22 protein-coding genes are annotated in these 21,928 nt (G+C 60.4%); 21 read left to right on the top strand and 1 reads right to left on the bottom strand.

The window, feature by feature from the left end:
• Window positions 1-19: 19 nt before the first annotated feature.
• Genes ACO06F_RS16690 through ACO06F_RS16680 form a run of 3 tightly spaced genes read left to right on the top strand, consistent with a single transcriptional unit; the run spans window position 20 to window position 2,774 of the window.
• The gene (locus ACO06F_RS16690; protein WP_421693862.1) at window positions 20-865 is read left to right on the top strand and encodes an amino acid ABC transporter permease; all 846 of its coding nucleotides are present in this window, start codon (window positions 20-22) and stop codon (window positions 863-865) included.
• Window positions 862-1,623, top strand: a complete 762-nt coding sequence (locus ACO06F_RS16685) for an amino acid ABC transporter ATP-binding protein (protein WP_421693861.1) — start codon at window positions 862-864, stop codon at window positions 1,621-1,623. Before ACO06F_RS16690 ends, ACO06F_RS16685 begins: the two co-directional genes overlap by 4 nt.
• The gene (locus tag ACO06F_RS16680) at window positions 1,623-2,774 is read left to right on the top strand and encodes an amidohydrolase (protein WP_421693860.1); all 1,152 of its coding nucleotides are present in this window, start codon (window positions 1,623-1,625) and stop codon (window positions 2,772-2,774) included. The genes ACO06F_RS16685 and ACO06F_RS16680 overlap by 1 nt, the downstream gene beginning before the upstream one ends.
• Here the strand turns inward: ACO06F_RS16680 and ACO06F_RS16675 are convergent, their stop codons facing one another.
• Window positions 2,775-3,653, bottom strand: a complete 879-nt coding sequence (locus tag ACO06F_RS16675) for a LysR substrate-binding domain-containing protein (protein ID WP_421693859.1) — start codon at window positions 3,651-3,653, stop codon at window positions 2,775-2,777.
• Between the two features lie 94 nt (window positions 3,654-3,747).
• On the opposite strand from ACO06F_RS16675, the gene ACO06F_RS16670 reads away from it, so the two are divergent.
• The 18 genes from ACO06F_RS16670 to ACO06F_RS16585 all read left to right on the top strand — a co-directional run bounded on the left by ACO06F_RS16670 (window position 3,748) and on the right by ACO06F_RS16585 (window position 21,137).
• Window positions 3,748-4,926 (top strand): trans-sulfuration enzyme family protein, encoded by a 1,179-nt coding sequence (locus ACO06F_RS16670; protein ID WP_421693858.1) that lies wholly within the window; start codon window positions 3,748-3,750, stop codon window positions 4,924-4,926.
• Window positions 4,923-6,323, top strand: a complete 1,401-nt coding sequence (locus tag ACO06F_RS16665; RefSeq protein WP_421693857.1) for an amidase — start codon at window positions 4,923-4,925, stop codon at window positions 6,321-6,323. Before ACO06F_RS16670 ends, ACO06F_RS16665 begins: the two co-directional genes overlap by 4 nt.
• Window positions 6,324-6,357: 34 nt before the next feature.
• A complete protein-coding gene (locus tag ACO06F_RS16660; RefSeq protein ID WP_421693856.1) occupies window positions 6,358-6,576 on the top strand; it encodes an alpha/beta fold hydrolase in 219 nt (72 codons plus the stop codon).
• 446 nt (window positions 6,577-7,022) lie between these two features.
• Window positions 7,023-7,421 carry a hypothetical protein gene (locus tag ACO06F_RS16655; RefSeq protein ID WP_421693855.1) on the top strand — a complete coding sequence of 133 codons (399 nt, stop codon included), beginning with the start codon at window positions 7,023-7,025 and terminating at the stop codon, window positions 7,419-7,421.
• A 177-nt stretch (window positions 7,422-7,598) separates the two neighbouring features.
• Window positions 7,599-8,075 (top strand): DUF1636 family protein, encoded by a 477-nt coding sequence (locus ACO06F_RS16650; RefSeq protein ID WP_421693854.1) that lies wholly within the window; start codon window positions 7,599-7,601, stop codon window positions 8,073-8,075.
• Entirely contained in the window at window positions 8,072-9,610 is a 1,539-nt protein-coding gene (locus ACO06F_RS16645) for an ABC transporter substrate-binding protein (RefSeq protein ID WP_421693853.1), read from the top strand. The genes ACO06F_RS16650 and ACO06F_RS16645 overlap by 4 nt, the downstream gene beginning before the upstream one ends.
• Before the next feature lie 3 nt (window positions 9,611-9,613).
• A complete protein-coding gene (locus tag ACO06F_RS16640; protein WP_421693852.1) occupies window positions 9,614-10,543 on the top strand; it encodes an ABC transporter permease in 930 nt (309 codons plus the stop codon).
• Window positions 10,540-11,343 carry an ABC transporter permease gene (locus ACO06F_RS16635; RefSeq protein ID WP_421693851.1) on the top strand — a complete coding sequence of 268 codons (804 nt, stop codon included), beginning with the start codon at window positions 10,540-10,542 and terminating at the stop codon, window positions 11,341-11,343. Before ACO06F_RS16640 ends, ACO06F_RS16635 begins: the two co-directional genes overlap by 4 nt.
• Window positions 11,340-12,236, top strand: a complete 897-nt coding sequence (locus tag ACO06F_RS16630) for an ABC transporter ATP-binding protein (RefSeq protein ID WP_421693850.1) — start codon at window positions 11,340-11,342, stop codon at window positions 12,234-12,236. The genes ACO06F_RS16635 and ACO06F_RS16630 overlap by 4 nt, the downstream gene beginning before the upstream one ends.
• The gene (locus ACO06F_RS16625) at window positions 12,233-12,913 is read left to right on the top strand and encodes an ATP-binding cassette domain-containing protein (protein ID WP_421693849.1); all 681 of its coding nucleotides are present in this window, start codon (window positions 12,233-12,235) and stop codon (window positions 12,911-12,913) included. Before ACO06F_RS16630 ends, ACO06F_RS16625 begins: the two co-directional genes overlap by 4 nt.
• A gap of 428 nt (window positions 12,914-13,341) precedes the next feature.
• Complete coding sequence (gene efeU / locus ACO06F_RS16620; protein ID WP_421693848.1) at window positions 13,342-14,970, top strand: iron uptake transporter permease EfeU; 1,629 nt, start codon at window positions 13,342-13,344, stop codon at window positions 14,968-14,970.
• Between the two features lie 115 nt (window positions 14,971-15,085).
• Window positions 15,086-16,174, top strand: coding sequence for an iron uptake system protein EfeO (gene efeO / locus ACO06F_RS16615; protein WP_421693847.1), 1,089 nt, complete (start codon window positions 15,086-15,088; stop codon window positions 16,172-16,174).
• A 3-nt stretch (window positions 16,175-16,177) separates the two neighbouring features.
• Window positions 16,178-17,440: a Dyp-type peroxidase gene (locus ACO06F_RS16610; protein WP_421693846.1), complete on the top strand. Its 1,263-nt coding sequence runs from the start codon at window positions 16,178-16,180 to the stop codon at window positions 17,438-17,440.
• 172 nt (window positions 17,441-17,612) lie between these two features.
• Window positions 17,613-17,801 carry a hypothetical protein gene (locus ACO06F_RS16605; protein WP_421696742.1) on the top strand — a complete coding sequence of 63 codons (189 nt, stop codon included), beginning with the start codon at window positions 17,613-17,615 and terminating at the stop codon, window positions 17,799-17,801.
• A gap of 170 nt (window positions 17,802-17,971) precedes the next feature.
• A complete protein-coding gene (locus tag ACO06F_RS16600) occupies window positions 17,972-18,238 on the top strand; it encodes a hypothetical protein (protein WP_421693845.1) in 267 nt (88 codons plus the stop codon).
• 385 nt (window positions 18,239-18,623) lie between these two features.
• The gene (locus ACO06F_RS16595) at window positions 18,624-18,884 is read left to right on the top strand and encodes a DUF3489 domain-containing protein (protein WP_421693844.1); all 261 of its coding nucleotides are present in this window, start codon (window positions 18,624-18,626) and stop codon (window positions 18,882-18,884) included.
• An 83-nt stretch (window positions 18,885-18,967) separates the two neighbouring features.
• Window positions 18,968-19,417, top strand: a complete 450-nt coding sequence (locus ACO06F_RS16590) for a DUF2924 domain-containing protein (RefSeq protein ID WP_421693843.1) — start codon at window positions 18,968-18,970, stop codon at window positions 19,415-19,417.
• The gene (locus tag ACO06F_RS16585; RefSeq protein ID WP_421693842.1) at window positions 19,410-21,137 is read left to right on the top strand and encodes a recombinase family protein; all 1,728 of its coding nucleotides are present in this window, start codon (window positions 19,410-19,412) and stop codon (window positions 21,135-21,137) included. The genes ACO06F_RS16590 and ACO06F_RS16585 overlap by 8 nt, the downstream gene beginning before the upstream one ends.
• Window positions 21,138-21,928 lie beyond the last annotated feature (791 nt).

Raw genomic sequence — 21,928 nt, 5'->3', positions numbered from 1 at the left:
AAAGGATGGCGCAGTGGTCTTGAACGCCATCGTCCCGCCACGGCATCCAGGTCGTTGGATTGCAGTGGTACTGCTGGCCATGCTCGCCCTGCAAGCAGCAACTGGCCTTGCGGTAAACGAGAATTTCCATTGGGGCATTTTCTGGAAGTACCTTCTTGCACCGCAAGTCCTCCGCGGCGTGATGTGGACATTGATCCTCACTGTCGTCGCTATGTCTGTTGCTATGGTCTGTGCAATGGCACTGGTCTTGATGCGTGACAGCGAGAATCCGATCCTTCGAGCGTTGTCTTGGCTTTGGGTCTGGTTCTTTCGTGGCACTCCACTTTACACTCAACTCCTGTTCTGGGGTCTTTTCGCTGTTCTTTTTCCGCGTTTGTCACTGTCACTTCCGTTCGGGCCCGAGATCGTGGGTATCGACACCAAGTGGGTCATCACCGCCGGAGTCGCCGCTGTCCTTGGCCTAGGTTTCAACGAAAGCGCGTACTTGACCGAGATCTTCCGTGCCGGTTTCCGCGCCATCGACCAAGGTCAGACCGAAGCGGCCGAGGCGCTTGGCATGTCAAAAATCCGCATCTGGTGGCGCATCCTTCTGCCTCAAGCCATGCGCACTATTATTCCACCCACCGGAAACGAAACGATCGGCATGCTAAAAGGTACGTCGCTTGTCCTGGCTGTGCCCTTCACGTTGGACCTGATGTTCGCCACAAATGCCATCGCGAACCGCGTCTTCCTGCCCGTCCCTCTTCTGATGGTCGCTGCCTTCTGGTACCTGGCAATTACGTCGATCCTCATGATCGGTCAGTTCTGGCTGGAACGGCATTTTGGTCGTGGGCACGACCACGCCATCGTGCGGAGACCGGGATGAGCGACGCCGTCACCCTCCAGGAACTCCACAAGTTCTTCGGCAACTACCACGCACTTCGTGGTATCGACCTGACGATCTCCAAGGGCGAAGTCTGCGTGGCGATCGGGCCCTCGGGGTCTGGCAAATCCACTCTTCTACGCTGCATCAATCAACTCGAAACAGTATCGGCGGGGAGGGTTTTCCTGAACGGCGAACTTCAGGGATATACCGAGCGTGCCGGCCGCTTTCACCCCCTGCCATGGCGGCACGTGGCCGAACAAAGACGGCGCACGGGCATGGTCTTCCAGCGGTTCAACTTGTTTCCTCACATGACGGCCGTGCAGAACATCATGGAAGGTCCGGTACAGATTCGCGGCCAGCGCAGGGCGGAAGCTCGCGAAAGGGCCATGGCGCTTCTTGCGAGGGTAGGTCTATCAGGCCTGCAGGACCGCTATCCAAACCAGTTGTCCGGCGGCCAGCAGCAGCGTGTCGCCATCGCCCGCGCCTTGGCGATGGAACCGGAAGTTATGCTTTTCGATGAGCCGACGAGCGCCCTTGACCCTGAACTTGTGGGAGAGGTGCTTGATGTGATCAAGGACCTTGTTCGGTCAGGGATGACGATGATGCTTGTCACCCATGAAATCGGCTTTGCCCGCGAGGTGGCCGATCACCTGGTCTTCATGGACCAAGGAATAATCGTTGAATCGGGCCCCCCGCGCGAAGTGCTGGCGGCCCCGCAAGAGCCCCGCACAAGGGCATTTCTCTCGAAGGTACTTTGATGGAAAATATCGAACTTCTAAAACAGGTTACCGAATGGCGGCGGCACCTACACTCATTTCCAGAGCTGTCCTGCCAGGAATCCGCTACGGCCGCCTTCATCTCAGCCCGCCTGACCGAACTTCGTATCCCACACGAAACCGGCATCGGCGGGCACGGCATCGTCGCACGATTGCATCGACCAGGATCGAACCGGTCTGTTGGATTGAGGGCGGATATCGACGCGCTGCCAATTACTGAAACAAACGAAGTGCAGCACCGCTCGCGGAACCCCGGCGTCATGCATGCTTGTGGCCACGATGGTCACGCCGCCGCTTTAATTGGTGCTGCCGCGGCACTTGATCGCGATCCTGATTGGCAGGGCACGATCCACCTAATCTTTCAGCCAGCAGAAGAAAACGGCCAAGGCGCCAAAGCAATGATCGCCGACGGGCTCTTCCAGAGATTTCCCACCGAGCGGATATTTGCTTGGCATAACTGGCCCGGAATTCCGCTTGGAAAGGTAGCAATCTACGATCGACCAGCCTTCGCAGCTGGAGGTGAGTGGCGAGTGACACTGAAGGGCGAAGCTGGCCACGCTGCGATGCCGCACCAAACCCGCGATCCGGTGACCGCCGCAGGTCATCTGATCGTTGCTATGAATTCGATTGTTTCGCGCAACGTCGACCCCATCGCTACTGTGGCCCTGACCTGCTCTATGGTTCATGGTGGAACCGTCTCGAACCAGATTCCTGGCGAAGTGACCCTGACCGGCACACTGCGCACCTTTGACGCCGAACTACGAAAGGCAATCATCTTGCGCATGAAGGCGGTGATCGAGGGAACTGCCGCCGCCATGGGGGTTCGGGCAGACTATGAGATCAACTCGACCGGCCGGGTCATGACCGACACTCCGGCCGAGTCCGCCCTGTCAGTTGCCGCGGCCCAAGCTGCTGGTCTGGAACACACACGTGATGTCCGCCCGGTGATGGGGGGCGATGATTTTGCCTTCATGGTCGATGAGGGGCGAGGCGGGTCATATGTGATGATCGGAAATGGCCCAGTCCAGCCCGGTGGCAAGCTTCATGAATCCGGCTATGACCTCAATGACGCGGTGCTGGGACCAGCGATCGACTGGATGACCCAAGTCGCCCGACTTGCATTGAAAGACTGATCAGTGAGCAGCCCGGGTGAGCTCTACAATAAAATCCTCGAGGATTCGCGATGGCGGGCGGTGGGGAGGCAAAATCAGAAGTGTGCGGAAGTGGAGCGCGGGCTCGAAGGCGCAGAGCGTCAGACCGCGTCCCACAAAAGGTTGAGCGGTCAGCGGATCAACCAATCCAACACCTATTCCCACTGCCACCATCGCGCAGACCGTGGTCGAATAGGGTGTCTCCATCACCACCCTGGGCCGCGCCTCCGCTTCGGTAAGGACGATCTCGGCTTCCCGCCGAGTTGTATCCTCGGGGGCAAGTGCCACGAATGCCTCGCCGTGCAGATCTTTTGGTACGACCACTTCCTGTCCGGCAAGCCGATGCCGCTCTGGCACGGCAAGCGCGGCGCGGTAGCGTGCAAAGGGACGGACCTCGACCCCGGTCTTGTCTATCTCGTCAGCAACAAGACCCAGATCGAACTGGCCAGATGCCACCAGATCGCGCACGACCGAGGACATGTGGGCTTGGAAGGTCACAGCCACTTGCGGGTTCCGGATCATGAATGCAGCAAGTGCACGCGGCATGACATTGGTGGAGAGCGCCGACAGCGATCCGATGCGCAGCTCGCCCGAGCCGTAGTCGCGGATGCGGGCCGCCGCGCCTCGCAAATGTGCAAGACCGGTGAAGGTCTGCTCAACTTCCCGGAAGAGGAGCTGACCTTCCGCAGTCGGTTGCAGCCGGCCCTTGACGCGGTGGAACAAGGAAAAGCCTACTGCACGCTCCAGTTCCGCCACTGCTTTGGACACGGCAGGCTGAGAAATGCGCAGAACTTCAGACGCGCGTGCTGTCGTTCCATTGGTCATCACGGCGCGAAAGACTTCGACCTGACGAAGATTCATGTCCACCTCATAACCTACAGGAATTTAGGGGGCATCAGATCACCTCATAGGGAATTGGTAAAGCCCTTGGTCCGGGGCAAGGGAGGAATGGCCAATGTCTGATACGACCGATTGCGTGCTGACGCCTCGGGTGCCGCTCGAAGGGTTTGATCCACTTGGAATAGCGACTTATCGCGCTTCTACGATTACCTTTAAGGATGCCACCGCCTATGCCGCGCGCGGCGACCGGGGAGACAGGGGCTATTCCTACGGGCTGTATGGCACGCCCACGACACGAGCACTGGAAGACAAGCTTTCACGTCTGGAACAAGCGAGCCGGACATTTCTTGCACCATCGGGTCAGGCCGCCAACGCCCTGGCAATATTGCCACTGGTCGCGAAGGGTGACCACGTCCTTCTTGCTGATACAGTCTACCCCCCCATGCGTGACTTCGCGCAGACCGATTTGGTACGACTTGGGGTGACGGTTGAATTCTTTGATCCAACGAGTTCAGATGATATCCGCAATCGGCTGACCCCGATGACACGGATAATCTGGTGCGAAAGCCCGGGCTCGACCACGATGGAAGTGATGAACCTGCGCGAGGTCGGCGGAATCGCCCACTCTGCGGGAGCGCTACTTGGCGTGGACAACACCTGGGCCACTCCATTGAACCTGAAGCCGTTGAGTCTTGGCGCCGACATCGTAACGGAAGCGCTGACCAAGTATGTCTCGGGTCATTCGGATGTGATCATGGGGTCGATTTCGGTGTGCGATGCCGGGATTGCATCGTCGATTAAGAGGTTCATAGGACGCATGGGTATAGGCGTATCATCTGACGACGCAACCCTCGTTCTGCGGGGGTCAGAAACCCTTGCCCTGCGCCTGCGGCATCAAGCGGATGTCGGCCTGCGCCTTGCCCAACGGTTGGCGACACATCCGCTGGTCGCCCGAGTTTTGCATCCGGCCCTGCCAGAAGACCCTGGCCACCCGCTCTTCCGCCAGGATTTCCTAGGAGCGAGCGGCGTCTTCTCGCTGACATTCGCGCCCAACATAGTCCCATTCGTCGCCCCCGCGCTGGATTGCCTGCAGCTTTTTGCAATTGGAGCCTCCTGGGGTGGAACCCGAAGCCTCGTCGCCCCCATGACAGTCCGGGCCAGTCGCACCGCAACCGTCTGGCCCGGCGCGGATCTTGTGCTGCGGCTGTCGATAGGGATCGAGGACGAGACGGAGTTGTGGGAAGATTTGTCGCGGTTTCTAAACACACTGCAAGAGCTTTCGCGAACTGCATGACCATGGATCCTTGCTTTCTGAGTTTAACCGAGCAAGCTGGTCTTTTATCCAATTTCGGAATGACTTCGGTTGAGTTGACCGCAGCGCATCTGAACAGGATCGCACGACTGGACTCGAGCCTTCATGCTTTCATCACCATAGATGGAGATGGAGCCTTGATGGCTGCGTCTGACTCCGACGCGCGCCGGCAAATGGGCCGCGTCAAGGGAGTGCTGGATGGTCTGACGATCGGTGTCAAGGATTTGATCGATGTTGCTGGGTTGCCAACGACCGCGGCCGCGGTCCATCGACGTCACCACCAAGCCCTGCACAATGCCGCTGTAGTTGACGCAATGAAAAATGCGGGTGCGGTTATTCTCGGCAAGACGACAACTGCCGAATATGCGGTCGGAGGGACTGCGCTGGATGGTATCTATCCTGCCGCGCGCAATCCCTGGGACCGCGACCGCGACGCGTCGTCATCGTCCAGCGGTTCGGCGGTGGCCGTTGTTGCAGGTTTGGCGGCAGGCGCCCTGGGCACCGAAACCGCCGGGTCGATCCGTGTGCCGGCGGCCTGGTGCGGAGCGGCTGGTCTTGTGCCGACCCAAGCCCTGGTTTCGCGCCGTGGAGTTTTGCCCATCTCTCGCTCGATGGATTGCATCGGACCACTGGCCCGGAGTGCCGAGGACTGCGCGGTCATGCTGCAGGCGATGATCACCTTCGATGCTGGGGACCGCGCCACGCCGGACTTTCACCTGCCTGATCCCAAACGGATCTTCGCCAACATCTGCGGACTGCGGATCGGTATTCCCCGCCATGTCTTCGAAGATGACCCCGACCTTGCTCCCGAAGTCAGGGAGGCCTTCACTACTACACTCTATTGCCTACGTGACCTTGGTTTCTCTCTCGTGGACGTCACGCTTGCTGGCTACGATGACTGGGCGGACGCAGCGCGCAAGATCAGCTGGCCGGAAGAATATGCCGAACATGAGGAGGAGTTGCGGAACTACCCTGAAAGATTTGGGTCCGTCACACGGTCGCGACTCCGTGAGGGCCTAAAGTTTAGTGCTCCCGATTATGTGCTGGCACTTCGCCAGCGTGAAAAAGCGCGTGCCTCCCTCCGAAGTACGTTTGGCGAAGTGGACCTTCTGGCACTGCCAACCGCGAAGACCCCGGCCCAGCCGTTCGGGTATGAACATGAGCCAGATGCGCGCGACTTCACATATGCTAGACCCTTTAACCTGCCTGGAGTGCCAATGCTGGCCCTTTGCAACGGATTTTCCGAAGCCGGCCTACCCTTGTCGGTGCAATTCATCGCCAAGCCCTTTGATGACGACCTGCTTCTTGGTGTCGGAATGTCGGTCGAAAGGACCATCCGGTCAGAGCTGACCAGGAATCCAAACTGCGTCTCCCGCTAGTCGCGCGAAGCGTCACCCTTCCAGGCGAAGACGCTTGGCAACGATCAAGGCGCCGGCGCTTGTCATTCACGGGGCAGAAGACCCACTGATCCCGATGGCATGTGGTCAGGACACGGCGCTCTCAATCGCGAACGTGAAGTATCTGCCTATCGAGGGCATGGGGCATGACCTACCTCCAGAACTCGACCCAATAGTTATCGAGGCAATCTGCGAGCCGACCAAGAAGAGCGAGTATGGTTCGCGATCGGAATGAACTCAACTTCCCGCCCCAACCATGGATCAGGTTGTCGCCATTCCCTGAATTTGCCATTGCGGACCATATCGCACGTCATGAGACTATGCCCAATAGGCGATGCAAGTCAGGGGTCATCGGGGTCATCCTCCTAACGCAATGGGGCTATGAAAGAGGATGTCTCGCGAGATAGTAGATATCTACAATGTCGGGCGGCTGGGCTCCTGAGATAGACCTGGTGACCTGAGGAGGAGAGAATTTCCGACTCATCGGAGCTCTTGGAAAACGTACAGAAAGGACAGAACCGAAGGTCCACGACAGCGAAATCGGAGACTCGGGCGACGCCCGAGCAGATAGTGAAGACCATCCGCCGGAGCCACTCGGAAGCGCCATTCGGTCGAGAAAATGACCCGCGTCATCCTGCAGGTTGGCTTGACGCGTTTGAGCATTCCAGACAGAGTAAATTCATGAAGCGCGTCTGGCGAATGGGTCTGATCAGGATATGCGTCATCATGGCCTACGGGCTGGCGGTGGCGTCGCTGGGTTTTGCGCATCAGCCCTCACATGCGGCGGTCGATACAAGCAGCCTGGCAGAATTCGTCCTGCCTGACGGTTCTATTCCCACGGTTTGCGACGCAAACGCCAGGAGTTCAGACCAAGACCGGGACACGCCTGCGATCTCTGCTGTTTGTGACGCCTGCCTGCTCACGGCGGCCTGCGGCGTGCCGCCCAGCCGCATCAGCACGACCGACGGCCCAAGACTTACACTCGCCGTCAAGATTTCCATTACCTCATATATTGTCAAAGGCCTGGGGGGCAGCCATGTCGCCCACCTGCGCGGACCACCCATCCATCTGGCGGCCTGACCGCCCGGACACCCCGCTTGTCTCCCTTACGATCAGACAGTTACGACCCCAACGGGTCATAACTGACTTGGGCTAAGAGTGGTGTGTTCCGGCGTCACGGCGAACCGGCTCGGCAGGCACGGTCGCCAGCCGGCATTGCAGGCAATTCGTCAACCTAAACCAATGTTGGATTTCGACATGGCTCTGCCTGAGTTCGAACTTCACGTCTGCAAGACCTGCGCCGATCCAAACATCGAGCGCAGGCGAAACGGAGAGGGTGGTGGAGAAGCCCTTCTCGCCGCGATCCGCACCGAAGTTGCAGCGCGTGACTTCGCCCATGTATGCCGGCTGATGGCCTTCGAGTGTCTCGGCGCCTGCCAGCGCCGCGGCCGTGTATCCATCTCCTGTCATGACAAGTGGGGCGTGGTGTTCGGCGGACTCTATGACCGCACCGATGCCAAACCTCTGTGCGACTACATCGGTGCGTGGTTGCGCCGGCCATGGGGTGAGATCGTGAAGAAGGAAAGGCCTGCCGCACTCCGCAACAAGATCATCGGACGCATTCCGCCCGGCAACCATCATCTCAACTGCAGCAATCCCGATGCAGGCCAACGGCCCAATCAGATGATCTCGGCCGTGGCGATCGGAAATATCAGAATCGGAGAAGCCCCATGACAAACCTCCCCATCAACCGTCGCACCTTTGTTGGTATGTCGGCTCTTGCGGCCTTCATGCCGCGCCTTGCAATTGCGAAAGATGACAACACCATTGTCTTCGTGGCGGACTATCTCGTCAAGGCTGCCCCGCCTCCGGGAAGCTATGACATCCAGATCGAGCCGCTCTACGGCAATGCCGAATTCCTGATGCGCCCGACATGGGAAGGTCCCAAGCCATGGCTCGCCGAAAAGGTCGAGGAAGTCGAGCCAACCCGCTGGCGCATCACGTTGAAGCCCGGCCTCACCTTCCAGAACGGCAATCCGCTGAATGCCGAGGTACTCAAGGCCTGCCTGGAGTATTACAAGACCAGCAAGGAAAACCAGGGCGATGCCGGTTGCACGCTGATCGGCTCACCCAAGGCCTTCGAAGTGAAGAGCGAACGGGAACTCGATCTCGTTCTCGAGAAGCCCTACCCGATGGTTCCCTTCGGCTGCGCGCATTACGCCTATATCATCTTTGACGCGCCGACTGTCGCCGCTGCCAAAGGCGACTATGCGAGTCTCGTCAACAAGGGCATCCTGACCGGGCCCTTCGCGTGGTCTTCCATCGAGGCCGGCAAGATCACCTACAAGGCCAACGAAAGCTACTGGGGCGGAAAGCCCAAATTGACAGGCGTGGAGATCCGTCAGGTTCCTGACGAACAGGCGGGCCTTCAGGCGATAGCCGCCGGCGAGGCCGATGTTCTCGCCTATCCCGCCCTCGCGCTGGCGCTGGCTGCCAAGGGCATGTCCAACGTGCACTACAAGGTCACAGATGGCGTCGGCTTCGTCGGCTTGCTGCCGAACAACAACAAGGCGCCCTTTGATGACGTACGTGTGCGCAAGTCAGTCTCTCTCGCCATCGACAACGATGCGCTCGCAGCTGGCGTTGGCATGGGGCTTGGCACAACGATGAAGGGATGGTTCCCGTCAGACCATGGCCTGGCGCTGGACTTCATTGTCTACGATCCCGCAAAGGCGGTTGCACTTCTTGATGAAGCAGGCTGGGCGACAGGCGCAGATGGCCTGCGCAGCAAGGATGGCAAACCACTTGAGGCGCGCTTCTATTGCTATACTGCCATCGGCGAGGGCATCGCTACGGCCTCTGCGGACATGCTCAAGAAGGCCGGGTTCGCCGCAACGGTGCGCCGCTTCGAGCACTATTCGGAAATTCCGCCAGTGCATGAGAAAGATGGGGGCATTTACACCGTCTACACGGAGAGCATAGGCCTCAACGCCAACCCGCTGGGAACGCTCTACAGCGTATTCGGCACCAGCTATGGCGGGCGGACCTATGCCGATATCCGCGATGTGCTCATGCCGGTTCTGTCCAGCTCCGACCCTGTGGCGATCAGGGATGCAATGATGAAAGCGCTGAGATTGAACGCCGAGCAGTATTACTGGCTGCCGACCATCGACGACAAGTCGCGTTTCATCCTGTCGGACAGGTTTCAGGGCATGCCTCTGAATCCGTTCTACATCCTGATCGACGCAAACACTGCACCTGCCGGCTGAGGCATGGCGGTCTTCCGCGCATTGACGAAGATGCTGGCTACGCTCGCCGTGGCCAGCTTCCTGATCTTTCTGGTTCTGGCGGTTCTCCCGGGAGATGTTTCCTCCTTTCTGGCGAGCCGGTCGAACACCCGGCCGACGGAAGAGTCACTCCACCTCATCCGCGAGCAATTCGGGTTGGACCAGCCAGTTCTGCTTCGATACGGCGACTGGCTTGGGAATGCACTCATGGGCGACTTCGGCAAGAGCTGGTTGACGGGTGCCCCCGTCGCCGAACTCATCTCCCAGCGCATCGGCCCAACGCTGCTCCTGGGCCTGTCCATCTTCATGCTGGGATCGGTCATCACCTTCGTCTGGGGTGGATTTGCAGGGCTGAAGCCCGGACGCTGGCCTGACAAGAGCCTCACACTAATGGCAGTCCTCGGCACCACATTGCCAAGCTTCGTGCTGGGGCTCCTTGCCATCCGGCTGTTTGCCAACGAACTTGGCTGGGCCTCGGTGATTGGCGATGGAACCTGGCGGACCGTCCTGCTGCCGGCGGCCGTGGGGGGTACTGGCCTGGCGAGCTATTGGGCACGGCCATTCCGTGGACTGGTGGCGGAGGCACTCGCTTCGGACTGGGCGCTGGCGGCCAGGGCAAGAGGCCTTGGCGAAACCCGCCTTCTGTTCCGTCACGCACTGCCCAATGCACTGCTCGGCTTTCTTCCCTTCCTCGGTGTGGGGCTGGCTGGCACCCTGACCGGAACCATTCTGATCGAAACGGTTTTTTCCTGGCCCGGACTGGGTGCCTTCGTCATCGACTCCATCAAGCGGCGTGACCTCCCGGTCGTGCAGGCATTCGCCGTGCTTGCTGTCGTCTTTTTCGTCTTGACCACTGCCCTCGCGGATCTGGCCGCACGCCTCATGTCTCCGCGTCCTTTGGGACGGACGCCATGAACCCGGTATTGACAAATGCCCGCGTGATTGGACTGTTCCTGCTTGCCGCTGTCTTGGCGCTGGTTTGGGCGGGTCCGCTGTTCTGGCAGGTCAGCCCCACGGACCAGAATCTGGCAGAGATCGTTCAGCCACCAAGCGCAGCCCACCCCCTGGGTACTGACCAGTATGGCCGAGACATGCTGGCGCGGCTGATGGACGGCGGGCGCATCTCGCTTCTGTCCTCAACCCTGATCGTTGCGGGAGCGTTGCTCCTCGGCACGCTGGCGGGACTTGTCGCCGCCGGAGATTCCGTCATGGCAAAGATTCTCACGCAGTTCATAGACATGCTTTTGGCTCTGCCTTCATTGATCATCGCGTTGGTGATAGTTGGGGCCCTGGGAATCGGCGTGGAAAACCTCATCATCGCCTTCGTGGCGGTTGGGTGGCCCTGGTACGCACGCCTGGTCAGGGGCATTGCCCGGGAAAGGCTTACCGCCCCGGACATACTGGCCGCGCGTCTGGCCGGGGTCGGGCACGCCGCCATTTTGCGCGGGCATGTCATCCCGCACTTGACCATGCGTTTGGCTGCCGCGGCGGCCATCGACCTTGGCTATACACTCGGTGCACTAGCAGGGTTGTCCTATCTGGGCCTCGGCGCACAGGCACCACAAGCGGAATGGGGGTTGATGCTGCGTGACGCGCAGATGTTCTTCACAGCAGCTCCTTGGCTGCTGATCGGTCCTTGCCTCGCAATCGGCTTCGCCGTTGCTGCTGCCTTGCTGCTGGCTGAGGACATGGTCCGGATGCAGACGCGCACATGAACGGTCTGGCCATCACCGATCTCCACGTGCGATTTCCCGATGACGCGCATGTACTACGGGGGCTGGACCTTCGTGTCGCGCATGGCGAGCGCATCGCAGTGATTGGCGAGAGCGGCTGCGGCAAGACAACACTGGCCCGCGCCATCCTAGGTCTTCTCCCAAGTGCTGCCGTCGTCTCGGGCTCAATCACGTTCCGAGGGCAACCTTTGCCAGGAGCTCACCCGCGGCGGATGCGCGGCCGTCAGATCGGATTTGTATCGCAGAATCCGATGTCTGCCCTCAATCCGCTTATCTCCGTTGGGCGACAATTGGCAGAGGCCTGGGAGTCCCATGGCGAGCACATCTCCTCCGCCGAGCTCGCTGACCGCTTGAAACAGGCCGGACTCTCCTCATCGTCCGAAATGCTGAATAGGAGGCCGCCCGCATGGAGTGGAGGCATGTTGCAGCGAGCCTTGATTGTGGCGGCTACCGCGCATCAGTCGGAGCTGATCCTCGCCGACGAACCGACATCGGCCATCGACCGCCCCCTGGCCCGCCAGATGCTTGATCTTCTGGCGGCGCGTGCGCGGACACTTATCGTCATCACCCACGACATCGACCTCGTGGCTAGAATGGTGGACCGCGTGATCGTTTTCTACGCCGGGCGAATCGTCGAGGACATTGAGGCCAACGCATTCCTTAAGGAGGCGCGTCATCCATATTCCCGCAGCCTCATCGCAGCATTGCCACAGCCTGGCGTTCTCCCTGCCGGCCTGGATGGAGACCCGCCCTCACCGCGGCGCCCAGACAAAGGCTGCGACTTCGCACCTCGATGCCCAGGCCGATGCGCCCTGCATCACATGGCGCCCCTGATGGCCGAAGGCGTTGCCTGTCATGAACGGACCAGCAAATGATCGAGATACAAAACCTCACGGCAGGCTACGCGGGTCAAATGGTGCTTGCTGGAGTGAACCTCACCATCATGCCAGGTCACTGTACCGGTCTGCTTGGGCCGTCGGGTTCTGGCAAGTCCACGCTGCTGCGATGTCTGACCGGAGAACTGAGGCCGGCGACCGGTAGCGTCCGGGTTGGCGGCTGGACACCGGGATCGGCGCTACCTCCACCTGGCACGCTCGGCATGGTTTGGCAGGATCCCGTGGCTTCACTGGATTTCTACTGGAGTATTGAGGACTGCGTCGCCGAACCACTCAGGGCCGCAAGAGACAGTGAGGCGATTACAAAAGCGCGGGCTGCTCTCGTTCAGGTCAAGCTCGGCCACATCGATCCGCGGACCCGAGTCTCAAAGCTCTCCATTGGTCAGGCGCAGCGGGTTTCGCTGGCAAGAGCAATCGTGTCCCGCCCACATGCCATCATAGCCGATGAACCAACTTCCGCTTTGGATCCAACGTCCGCCGCAGCAATCGTCAGGGCACTTCATGCAGCTGCGGCAGGTGGAGCAGCCGTGCTTGTGGTTTCACATAACGAGAACCTGCTCAGCACATTCTGCAACAAGATCGTCACCCTAGCGACGATCAGTGGCAGGAACAGCACAGCAGCCGGACGAGCTGCTCCAACACATTTACAGAGCTAACATCAATCCCGCTTGAGTGGCGTCACATAGGCAGGTTCGATGACGCTCCAGGTCTCACGCTCCGGCAAGGCTTGTACACCAGAATAGATGCCATTGGCCGGATCAACTCGGGCTTCTATTTCAATACGGAACGTGCGGCAATAACGTCACTCCGGTTGAACGCCTTGACTAGACCTGCTCTTCCGTGAACCGCTTCCTCTTCATCGTCCGTCTCCGTCTCCATCTCCTTGTGCCGCTCTCAAAACTTGGATCGCCTGAGGCTGGAGTTTTCGGCCTCTTTCGCCAGCGGCGGGCGGGACGCGCCACAAGAGCTGTGTAGATGAGCTGCGGGTCACACTCAATTCCGAGTCAATAAATCGGGAATTTCTTGACACTGTTGTCCAAGGGCTCTAGCAAATCCGATAAATTCAGTCGGATATAAAGGCGATATGCTTGCAACGTTCATCATCGGCCTGCGTGAAGGTTTGGAAGCCGCGTTAATCGTCGGCATTCTTGCGGCCTTCCTGCGGCGGAACGGCATGAGCCTGGGGCCGATGTGGCTTGGCGTGACGCTCGCCATTGTTCTGTCGATTGCCGTGGGCGTGGGATTGGCCCTCTTGGAACAGACACTTCCGCAAGCTGGCCAGGAGGCGCTGGAAACGGTCATCGGCGTGGTCGCTGTGTTCTTCGTGACTTGCATGATCACCTGGATGAGCGTTCATGCCCGTACCCTCAAGGTCGAATTGGAGGCAGGCGCTGCCGCGGCGATGTCGCGCCCGGGCGCTTACGCGCTGACCGCCATGGCATTTCTCGCCGTGCTGCGGGAGGGCTTCGAAACGAGCGTCTTCCTGTTGGCAACCTTTTCGGCATCGCAGTCCGCTGGCCTCGCCGCGGCAGGGGCAATAATGGGGCTTCTGCTGTCGCTGGTCATCGGCTGGGGCATCTATGTGGGCGGGGTAAAGATCAACCTGTCACGCTTCTTCCGCATTACCAGTGGGTTCCTGATCCTCGTCGCGGCGGGGCTGGTCATCAGCTGCCTCCGTACTGCGCATGAGGCAGGCTGGCTTGTGGCGGGCCAGCAGCGCAGCTTCGAACTGTCATGGCTGGTTGCGCCCGGAACGGTGCGCTCGGCACTGATCACCGGCGTGCTTGGCATTCCTGCCGATCCGCGCCTGATTGAGGTGATAGGCTGGCTTTGTTACCTGGTGCCGATGATGCTCTTCGTCTATTGGCCGAAAGCACTGCGGCCCGCGCCGCGCGGAACTGTGCGCCTCAAATTCGCCATCGCCGCCGTCCTCGCCGTGCTGGGAGCGGGATTGGCCCTGCTCTATCCCGTTCCTCAGCCCGTGTTCACAAACCCCATCCCGATCATTGGTCTGACGGAGGACGCTTCGCCCTTAGGTAGCCTAGGTTTTGAGGCGATGGCAAATGGCGCGGCCCAGCTCCACGTGATCCGCAAGGATGGCGCGGACCAGATGATCGCGTTGGCCGCCGCACAAGGAAAGCCCGGTTTGCATGACGGTATCGATGTCACGACCTGGGGGTTGCGTGACACGTCGACCCCCGCAAAAGCGCCTGACAGCATTTCTCTCGAGCAGCTGACGCATCTGGTGGGCGGGCGCGTGCCGCCGGGCCTCAATCCCGCGCTGCACCCCGGCCCCTATGCGGCGCGTTGGTCGGTCGTGACCACGACCGATGTGTGGGCAGCGGGGGGTACGCTGGTGGATGCCGCATCGCGCGGAAAGGCCGTGCTGACCGTCTCCGGAAGCGGATTGCCCGCGCCGCGGGTACTGACCGTCGGGACCCCTCCTGACCGCTGGACGCCGGATGCATGGCGGGTCGACCCCGCTCATACGACAGCCATACTTGCGGCCCTCCGCGGCCAGAACGCGGCTGAGACCGAGCGCCGCTTCTGGGCAAGACAACTGCCCGTCGTCTGTGTGCTGACCGCATTGCTGCTGGCAGGCATCGCCCTAAGAGATCTTCGCCGCCTGCATCAAGCAACGGTTCATCCGGCCCAATCCCCTCACAACGCTGACAAGCTGATTGCAAAAGGAGCAACACATGCGTCGTCCTGACATCTCCCGGCTTCATACCATGTCCACCGCCCTCGGGGCGCTTCTCTTGGCCCATAGTGCGGGTGCGGTCTCAGCTGATACCGGCACGGCGCCCGTGGCGAATGGCGCTGCTCAGGTGGCGGTCACGCTCACCGGCGACAATGGTGGCAGCTGCGTGGTGAGCCACGCCGAAGCCATGGCCGGTCCCGTCACATTCACGGTTACCAACCAGACGGCCACTGCGATCACCGAAATCGAGCTGATGAGCGACAACCGCATCCTCGGCGAAAAAGAAAACCTCGCCCCCGGCCTGCCACCCGTGAGCTTCACGGTGACGCTGAGCGGCGGGACCTACAATATCTACTGCCCGGGCGCCAAGGAAGAAACTGTGGCATTCAAAGTCATGGGCGATGTGGCGGCTCCATCGGCCGGAGGCTTGAGTGCGCTGCTGATCGAAGGTACAAAGGGCTATGCCACCTACGTGGACGGCGTGGTCGAAGGAATGGTGCAGGCAGTCGACCATTTGAAAGCAACCATTGATTCCGGGGATCTTGCAGCTGCGCAGAAGGCCTATGCCCTGGCCCGGCCGTTTTATGAGCGCATCGAAGCGGATGTCGAAGGTTTTGTGTTGCCAGACTTCGAAGCGACCGACAACGCCGGCAACCTCGACTACCTGATCGACATGCGCCAATCCAATCTCGATCCGGCAGTCGGATGGCATGGCCTGCACGCTATCGAGCGCGATCTCTTCGAGAAGCGTCAAATCAATGCGGAAACCAAGGCGCTGGCGGCCGAGCTTCAAAAGAACGTTGCTCTTCTCAGCAAGCTGGTGGAGACGTTGGAATACCGGCCCGAAGATCTCGCCAATGGTGCGGCAAGCCTGCTGGAAGAAGTGCAGAGCGGCAAGATCACGGGTGAGGAGGAGGCTTATAGCCATGTCGACCTGGTCGATTTCGCGGCCAATATCGAAGGCGCTCAGCAGGCCTTCGCCTATCTCACACCTGGCATGCAGAAGATCGACCCAGAGCTGACGAAGCAGATCCAGGCCCAGTTCGACGTGGTGAACCAGCTCCTCGACGGGTACCGCGACCCGTCGCAGCCCGGCGGTTACAAGCTTTACACGCCGGAACTGCGCGCCGCCGATGCAGCGAAGCTATCCAAAGCCATCCAGGCCTTGCAGGAACCGCTCTCGCGCATTGCGGAAAAGGTAGCAACTGCTGGCTGAGGCATGACGATGACCCAGAAATACCCCAATAAGACGGGTGCGGTGCATTCGATTTCTCGCCGTAATCTTCTCATCGGGGCTGCGGCAGGGAGCGCAAGCTCCCTGAGCCCAGCCGGCGCAGAAGTTGCGAGCGGGAAGGCAGGCACCGCCGACGAGTCAGCGCGCGCCTATGTTTTCTATGGCAATGGTCCGCAGGCCGGCATTATGACGCCGCCGCAGCGTCACATCTTCTATATGACCTTCGACCTGACCACGAATGACCGGGACGCCTTGCGAGCGCTGCTGGCGCGATGGTCCGCGGCCATAGCCCAGATGATGAAGGGCGAGACGATCGGACAGGTGGAACCCGCGCGCGCCGAGGCCGTCGCACCAGACACGGGCGAAGCTTTGAACCTCGGCCCATCGGGCCTTACTGTCACCATCGGGTTGGGACCTGATGTATTCACTGATCGCTTCGGACTTGCGGAAAAACGCCCCGCCCTGTTTCGCCCGCTGATGCAGTTGCCCAGCGATGCACTTCGCCCAGAGCTTACTGGAGGCGATCTTTCCCTGCAGGCTTGCGCCGATGATCCACAGGTCACTTACCACGCCATCCGCGATCTCGTGCGCATCGCCAAGAACACCGGCACCGCGGCAACGCGCTGGACTGTGATGGGATTCGGGCGGGCCTCCGCCGGCAAGGGCCAGTCGACGCCACGCAATCTGTTCGGATTCAAAGACGGTACGCGCAATATCGTCGACCCGTCGGATTTCGACGAATTCGTGTGGATCAAGGAAGGTCCCGAATGGCAAATCGGCGGCACCTACCAGGTTGCCCGCAAGGTGCAGATGCAGATCGAGAACTGGGACACCAACCGTGTCAGCCACCAGAATGCTGTGTTTGGGCGCCACAAACTGTCCGGCGCGCCGCTGGGCGGCAGGCATGAGTTCGACATTCCCGATTTTACCCGCAGAGGACGAGACGGAGAATTGGTGATCCCGAAAACCGCCCACATCAGCCTTGCCGCTCATGAAAATAACGGCGGCATCCGCATTTTGCGCCGCTCCTACAACTACACCGACGGCCTTAACGACGTCGGCCTTCTCGATGCAGGTCTGCTGTTCATCAGCTACCAGAACGACCCCGCCCATTTCGAGGCACTGCAAATGAAGCTAGGCGCCGCAGACGCGCTGAACGAATACATCACGCACATTGGCTCCGCCCTGTTCTTCGTGCCGCCGGCGGCTATCGAGGGGACGTACGTGGGAGCGGCAGTGTTTGACTAGCAGCTGACATGTTAGGCATGTACATCAATCATATAATCCCAAAGGCGATTATATACTCAATACACAACGGTGGACTCCACATATCCAAGCTTTGCGAACAGCCTTTGGATACGGAAGCAATTGTCCGTCAGTTGATAGAGGAACACCTGGGAACTGGGCGCACATCGTTGCCATGACTGGCTCCTATTTCCGCGGTGACGCGGTGCCCGTTCTCGCTCCGCATGACGAGGCAAACTTCGATACGGTCACCTACACCTACTACGAGCAACTGAAAGACTACGTATATCTGAAGCAGCTTGACCTGACCGGGACGCCTTGCGAGCGCTGCTGGCGCGATGGTCCGCGGCCATATCCCAGATGATGAAGGGCGAGACGATCGGACAGGTGGAACCCGCGCGCGCCGAGGCCGTCGCGCCTGAGGCCGTTATCCGTCGCATGACTCCGCGTCCCGAAGTGCTGTCAGTTTTCTCCAACCTCTTCCGCAAGCGGTGGAACGAGGCTGAATAGAAAGCCAAGGATGCCGGAGCCGCGATGAATCTCCAAGTCGCTTCGATTGGAACGAAGATCGCGCAATTCCTAGATCGGATCGTCGAGTCAGACAGCTCGAGGGTGATCGGTGCATATGAGCGCAAGGTCGAAGGGCTGGAATGCCAGAAGCTCGTTCTGGCGGAAAAAACGGCGCGTTGCGGCACCGCGTTGCCAGACTATGACGAAACTCTTCGAACCGCTTTGACGTCATCGCAAATCCTTGCTTTCTTTGGAAAACAGGATCGCTTGAAGACGAGCGAATTGTGCTAAAACTCGCCCTGAGCTCTCATCTGGAATACGACTGGAATGAGGGTGTTCGAACCCCTGAATTATACTTGCCGTTCAAGGCTTTGGGTGATGTTTGCGATCAAGAAAGGGTAATGGCGGAGCGATGGGGATTCGCACCAGCAGTACAGCCCAGCGGAAGTCCATTTTCCGCTGGACTTCATGCCCACACTAAGCATTGGTGCTGGTCATGCGGCGCCAGAGAGCCGGAGCGCATGGGCCTCGCTCAAACGTGGGGCTTCGGGCGGTGCGAGAGCCGCAATCGGGCGGACCCGCCATAAGTGAGCCACCCATGGCAAAGTCAAAATCAACTCACACGATCTCAAGGCCCAAATCCACGGCTCCGAAGGCGGGAGCAAAGAGGTCAAGGATGCGCAATAGAGCATCCGGAGCCCGGAAGCTGATCCCTGCCCCCATGCCCGCACTGAGCAAGTCCGCGCATTGCTTGAACCTGCTGCGGCAGGCCGAGGGTGCAAGCCTGCAAGACCTGATGGCGGCCACTGGCTGGCAGGCACACAGCCTGCGTGGCTTTCTCTCCGGAACCGTCCGAAAGAAGATGGGCCTCCATGTCGCCTCGACTCACGGGGAAGACAGCATCCGCCGCTGGCGAATTATCCCCGCAGGGGAGTGAGACAGATGCTGCAACGCTCTAGCGGACGTGAGCTGGCTGGGTCCTCCAATAAGGTGACGGAGCAACTTGGGAAGCTGGCGAGTATGTCCACCTCACAGCTGCGGACGCTCTGGCACCGGTACTACCATGTCCCGGTGCCGAAGGGCCTGAGCCGCGATCTCCTGATCCGCTTCATCGCCTACCGCCTGCAGGAGGAGGCTCAGGGGGGCCTTGGCAAGGCGACGCTCCGGCGGTTGGAAGCGCTTGGCGCGAGGCTCAGGTGTCCAGACGGAGCTGACAGCAGGTGCCTTCCTGCGTCACTCAGGCCCGGGACGACCTTGGTACGCGAGTGGAACGGCACCACCCACATGGTCCTGGTGCTGGAGGATGGCTTCGAGTACCGCGGCGAGCGCTTTCCCTCGCTCACCAAAGTGGCAGCTGCGATCTCGGGCCTGCACCGCTCGGGTCCAGCCTTCTTCGGGCTCAAGCGCGATGCGTCGCGCTTTGCCGAGCAGGGCCGTGGCTTCGCCAGGGCGGAGGTGCGTGATGTGTGACGCACGTGACGGCGAGCGCAGCGGCATCGTCCGCTGCGCCATCTACACCCGCAAATCTTCCGAGGAAGGCCTGGAGCAGGCCTTCAACTCCCTCGACGCCCAACGCGAGGCCTGCGAGGCCTACATCAGGAGCCAGAAGCACGAGGGCTGGACCCTGCTTCCAGAGTTCTACGATGACGGTGGCATCTCGGGAGGGACCCTCGAGCGCCCCGCCCTCAAGCGCCTGCTGGCCGACATTGAGGCCGACCGGATCGATACGGTGGTCGTTTACAAGGTCGACCGGCTCACCCGCTCCCTGTGCGACTTCTCAAAGATCGTGTCGGTCTTCGATGCTAGGGGCGCGTCCTTCGTGTCGATCACCCAGCAATTCAACACGACGACCTCCATGGGGCGGCTCACCCTTAACATGCTGCTGTCCTTCGCCCAGTTCGAGCGCGAGGTCACGGGTGAGCGCATCCGCGACAAGGTCGCGGCCTCCAAGAAGAAGGGCATGTGGATGGGAGGGGTCGTGCCGCTCGGCTACGAGGTGAAGGACCGCAAGCTGGTCGTCAACGACGCAGAGGCCGGGACGATCCGGCTGATCTACGGGCGCTACCTCGAACTGGGCTCGGTGCGGCTGCTGGCGGAGGAACTGGCGCAGCAGGGTATCTGCGGCAAGGCGATCCCGAGGAAAGATGCAGCAGCGCAACATGGTGCTTCCCTCGCCCGCGGCGCCCTGTACCGCATCCTGTCGAACCGGCTCTATCTCGGCCAAGTGCATCACCAGGGGAACCACTACCCCGGTGAACACGAGCCGATCATCGACCGGGACCTCTGGGACCGGGTGGCTCAGCTCCTCGCCGACAACCGGGCTGACCGCAAGCATGGCACGTCGGCCGAGGCTCCCAGCCTGCTGGCGGGCCTCCTGTATGACCCCATGGGAGAACCCCTGACCGCCAGCCATGCCAGCAAGGGTGGACGGCGGTATCGCTACTATGTCTCGCGGTCTCTTGTCACAGCTGCACGCGCGGACTCTCCCGATGGCCTGCGCCTGCCCGCCGGCGAGATCGAGGGCCTGGTCGAAACTCGGCTTACGAGCCTCTTCGCCAATGCCGGCGAACTTCATCAGGTGATCGGCTCGAAGATTGACGACGCCGCACGCCTGTCGCAGGCGATCGGCATGGGTCAGACGCTCTCGCGTGACTGGAAGACCCTGGCAGTCTCTCGGCGGCGCGCCATTCTCGCTCACGCCATCCAGCGTGTGACCGTAAGCCGAGAGAAGGTCGACATCAGCCTTGCTCCACAAAGGTTCCTCGCCGTGCTGGCCGCGTGGCCGAACCTGCCGAACCTCACCGCGCTCAGCAGCAGCGATCCTCGAGTCAATACCGTCACCCTGGCGGTACCGGCAATGCTGAATCGCAGCGGCGTGGGAAAGCAGATGATCATCGCAGGCGCGACCGCCACCGAGCCTGATCCCAGCTTGGTCAAGCTCCTCGTCAAGGCCTTCGACCTGCGCGCCGCCCTGCTGGCCGGGCAAGGCGCCACGCTGGAACGCATCGCCGCGAGGCAAGAGATTAACAGTTCCTATGCCACGCGGCTCCTGCGGCTGAGCTTCCTGTCACCGGAGATCATCTGCATTATTCTCGACGGCGGACATCCGCCAACCCTGACCGCCAGAACGCTGCTCTGCGACACTCGCCTGCCCATTGCGTGGCGCGATCAGTTGCTGGCACTGCCCTGATCATCCGACACAGACTGGCCGATTGCGGCCGAACTGACCTCCCGCGGCCCACATTCAAGGCTTTGCATGGCCTCGTCTTTGCGCCGAATCGTGATCGAGCAGGCCGCGGATCGCGGAGTCGGTCCATGCGTCATGATATCAGTCATGCAGTCTCATTGGCCCCTTCTATCACCCCTTCGGGTGGCGAGAAGGGCGGGCTCCATTATCATCATTCCGAGAAAGGAACTTGGAAACGCCTCGACCAGAGCCCTCGAATCTATTGGTACCTCATGAGCAGCGAGCTTCACATTGGAGTGGGCGAGTAGATGACGAACACAACAATTGGCATTGAGGTTTAGCATCCTGCCGATAGGCGCGCTGGATTGCCCTGGCTTGTCGATGAGGGGACGCAGGCGGCGCGTTAGCATACGTTCGGCTGTTCGATAACGTCCAATGTAATCGAAACCCCGCCGTAAAGGGCCATCAAACGCTGCTGCGGCGATTTCCCGACTAGCGGCGACGCCAGCAATTACGGTCTCACGCTCTGGCTCGACTGCGCGGAAGCGTACGATTTTCCAGGACATGGTCGATGCGGACCAGTCTAGGCAACAAATCGTGCTTGATCGCGGCGTAGGTGAGCATCCCACCTCAATGCCAACTACTGAGCCTTCTTCAAATCCAATGTCCTATCGATGCTGGCGAAGCGTATGCACTACGGCAGGTGATCGAGCCTCTTTGCTTCGACGAGGGACCGGCCCAATTCAAGAGAGCGGGATCAGCGACACTCAAAGGTCACGCGACACGCAGGCTCA

This window comes from Aestuariivirga sp. (assembly GCF_965227715.1).
GTDB lineage: Bacteria > Pseudomonadota > Alphaproteobacteria > Rhizobiales > Aestuariivirgaceae > Aestuariivirga.
This window is presented reverse-complemented; position numbering and strand designations above follow the sequence as displayed.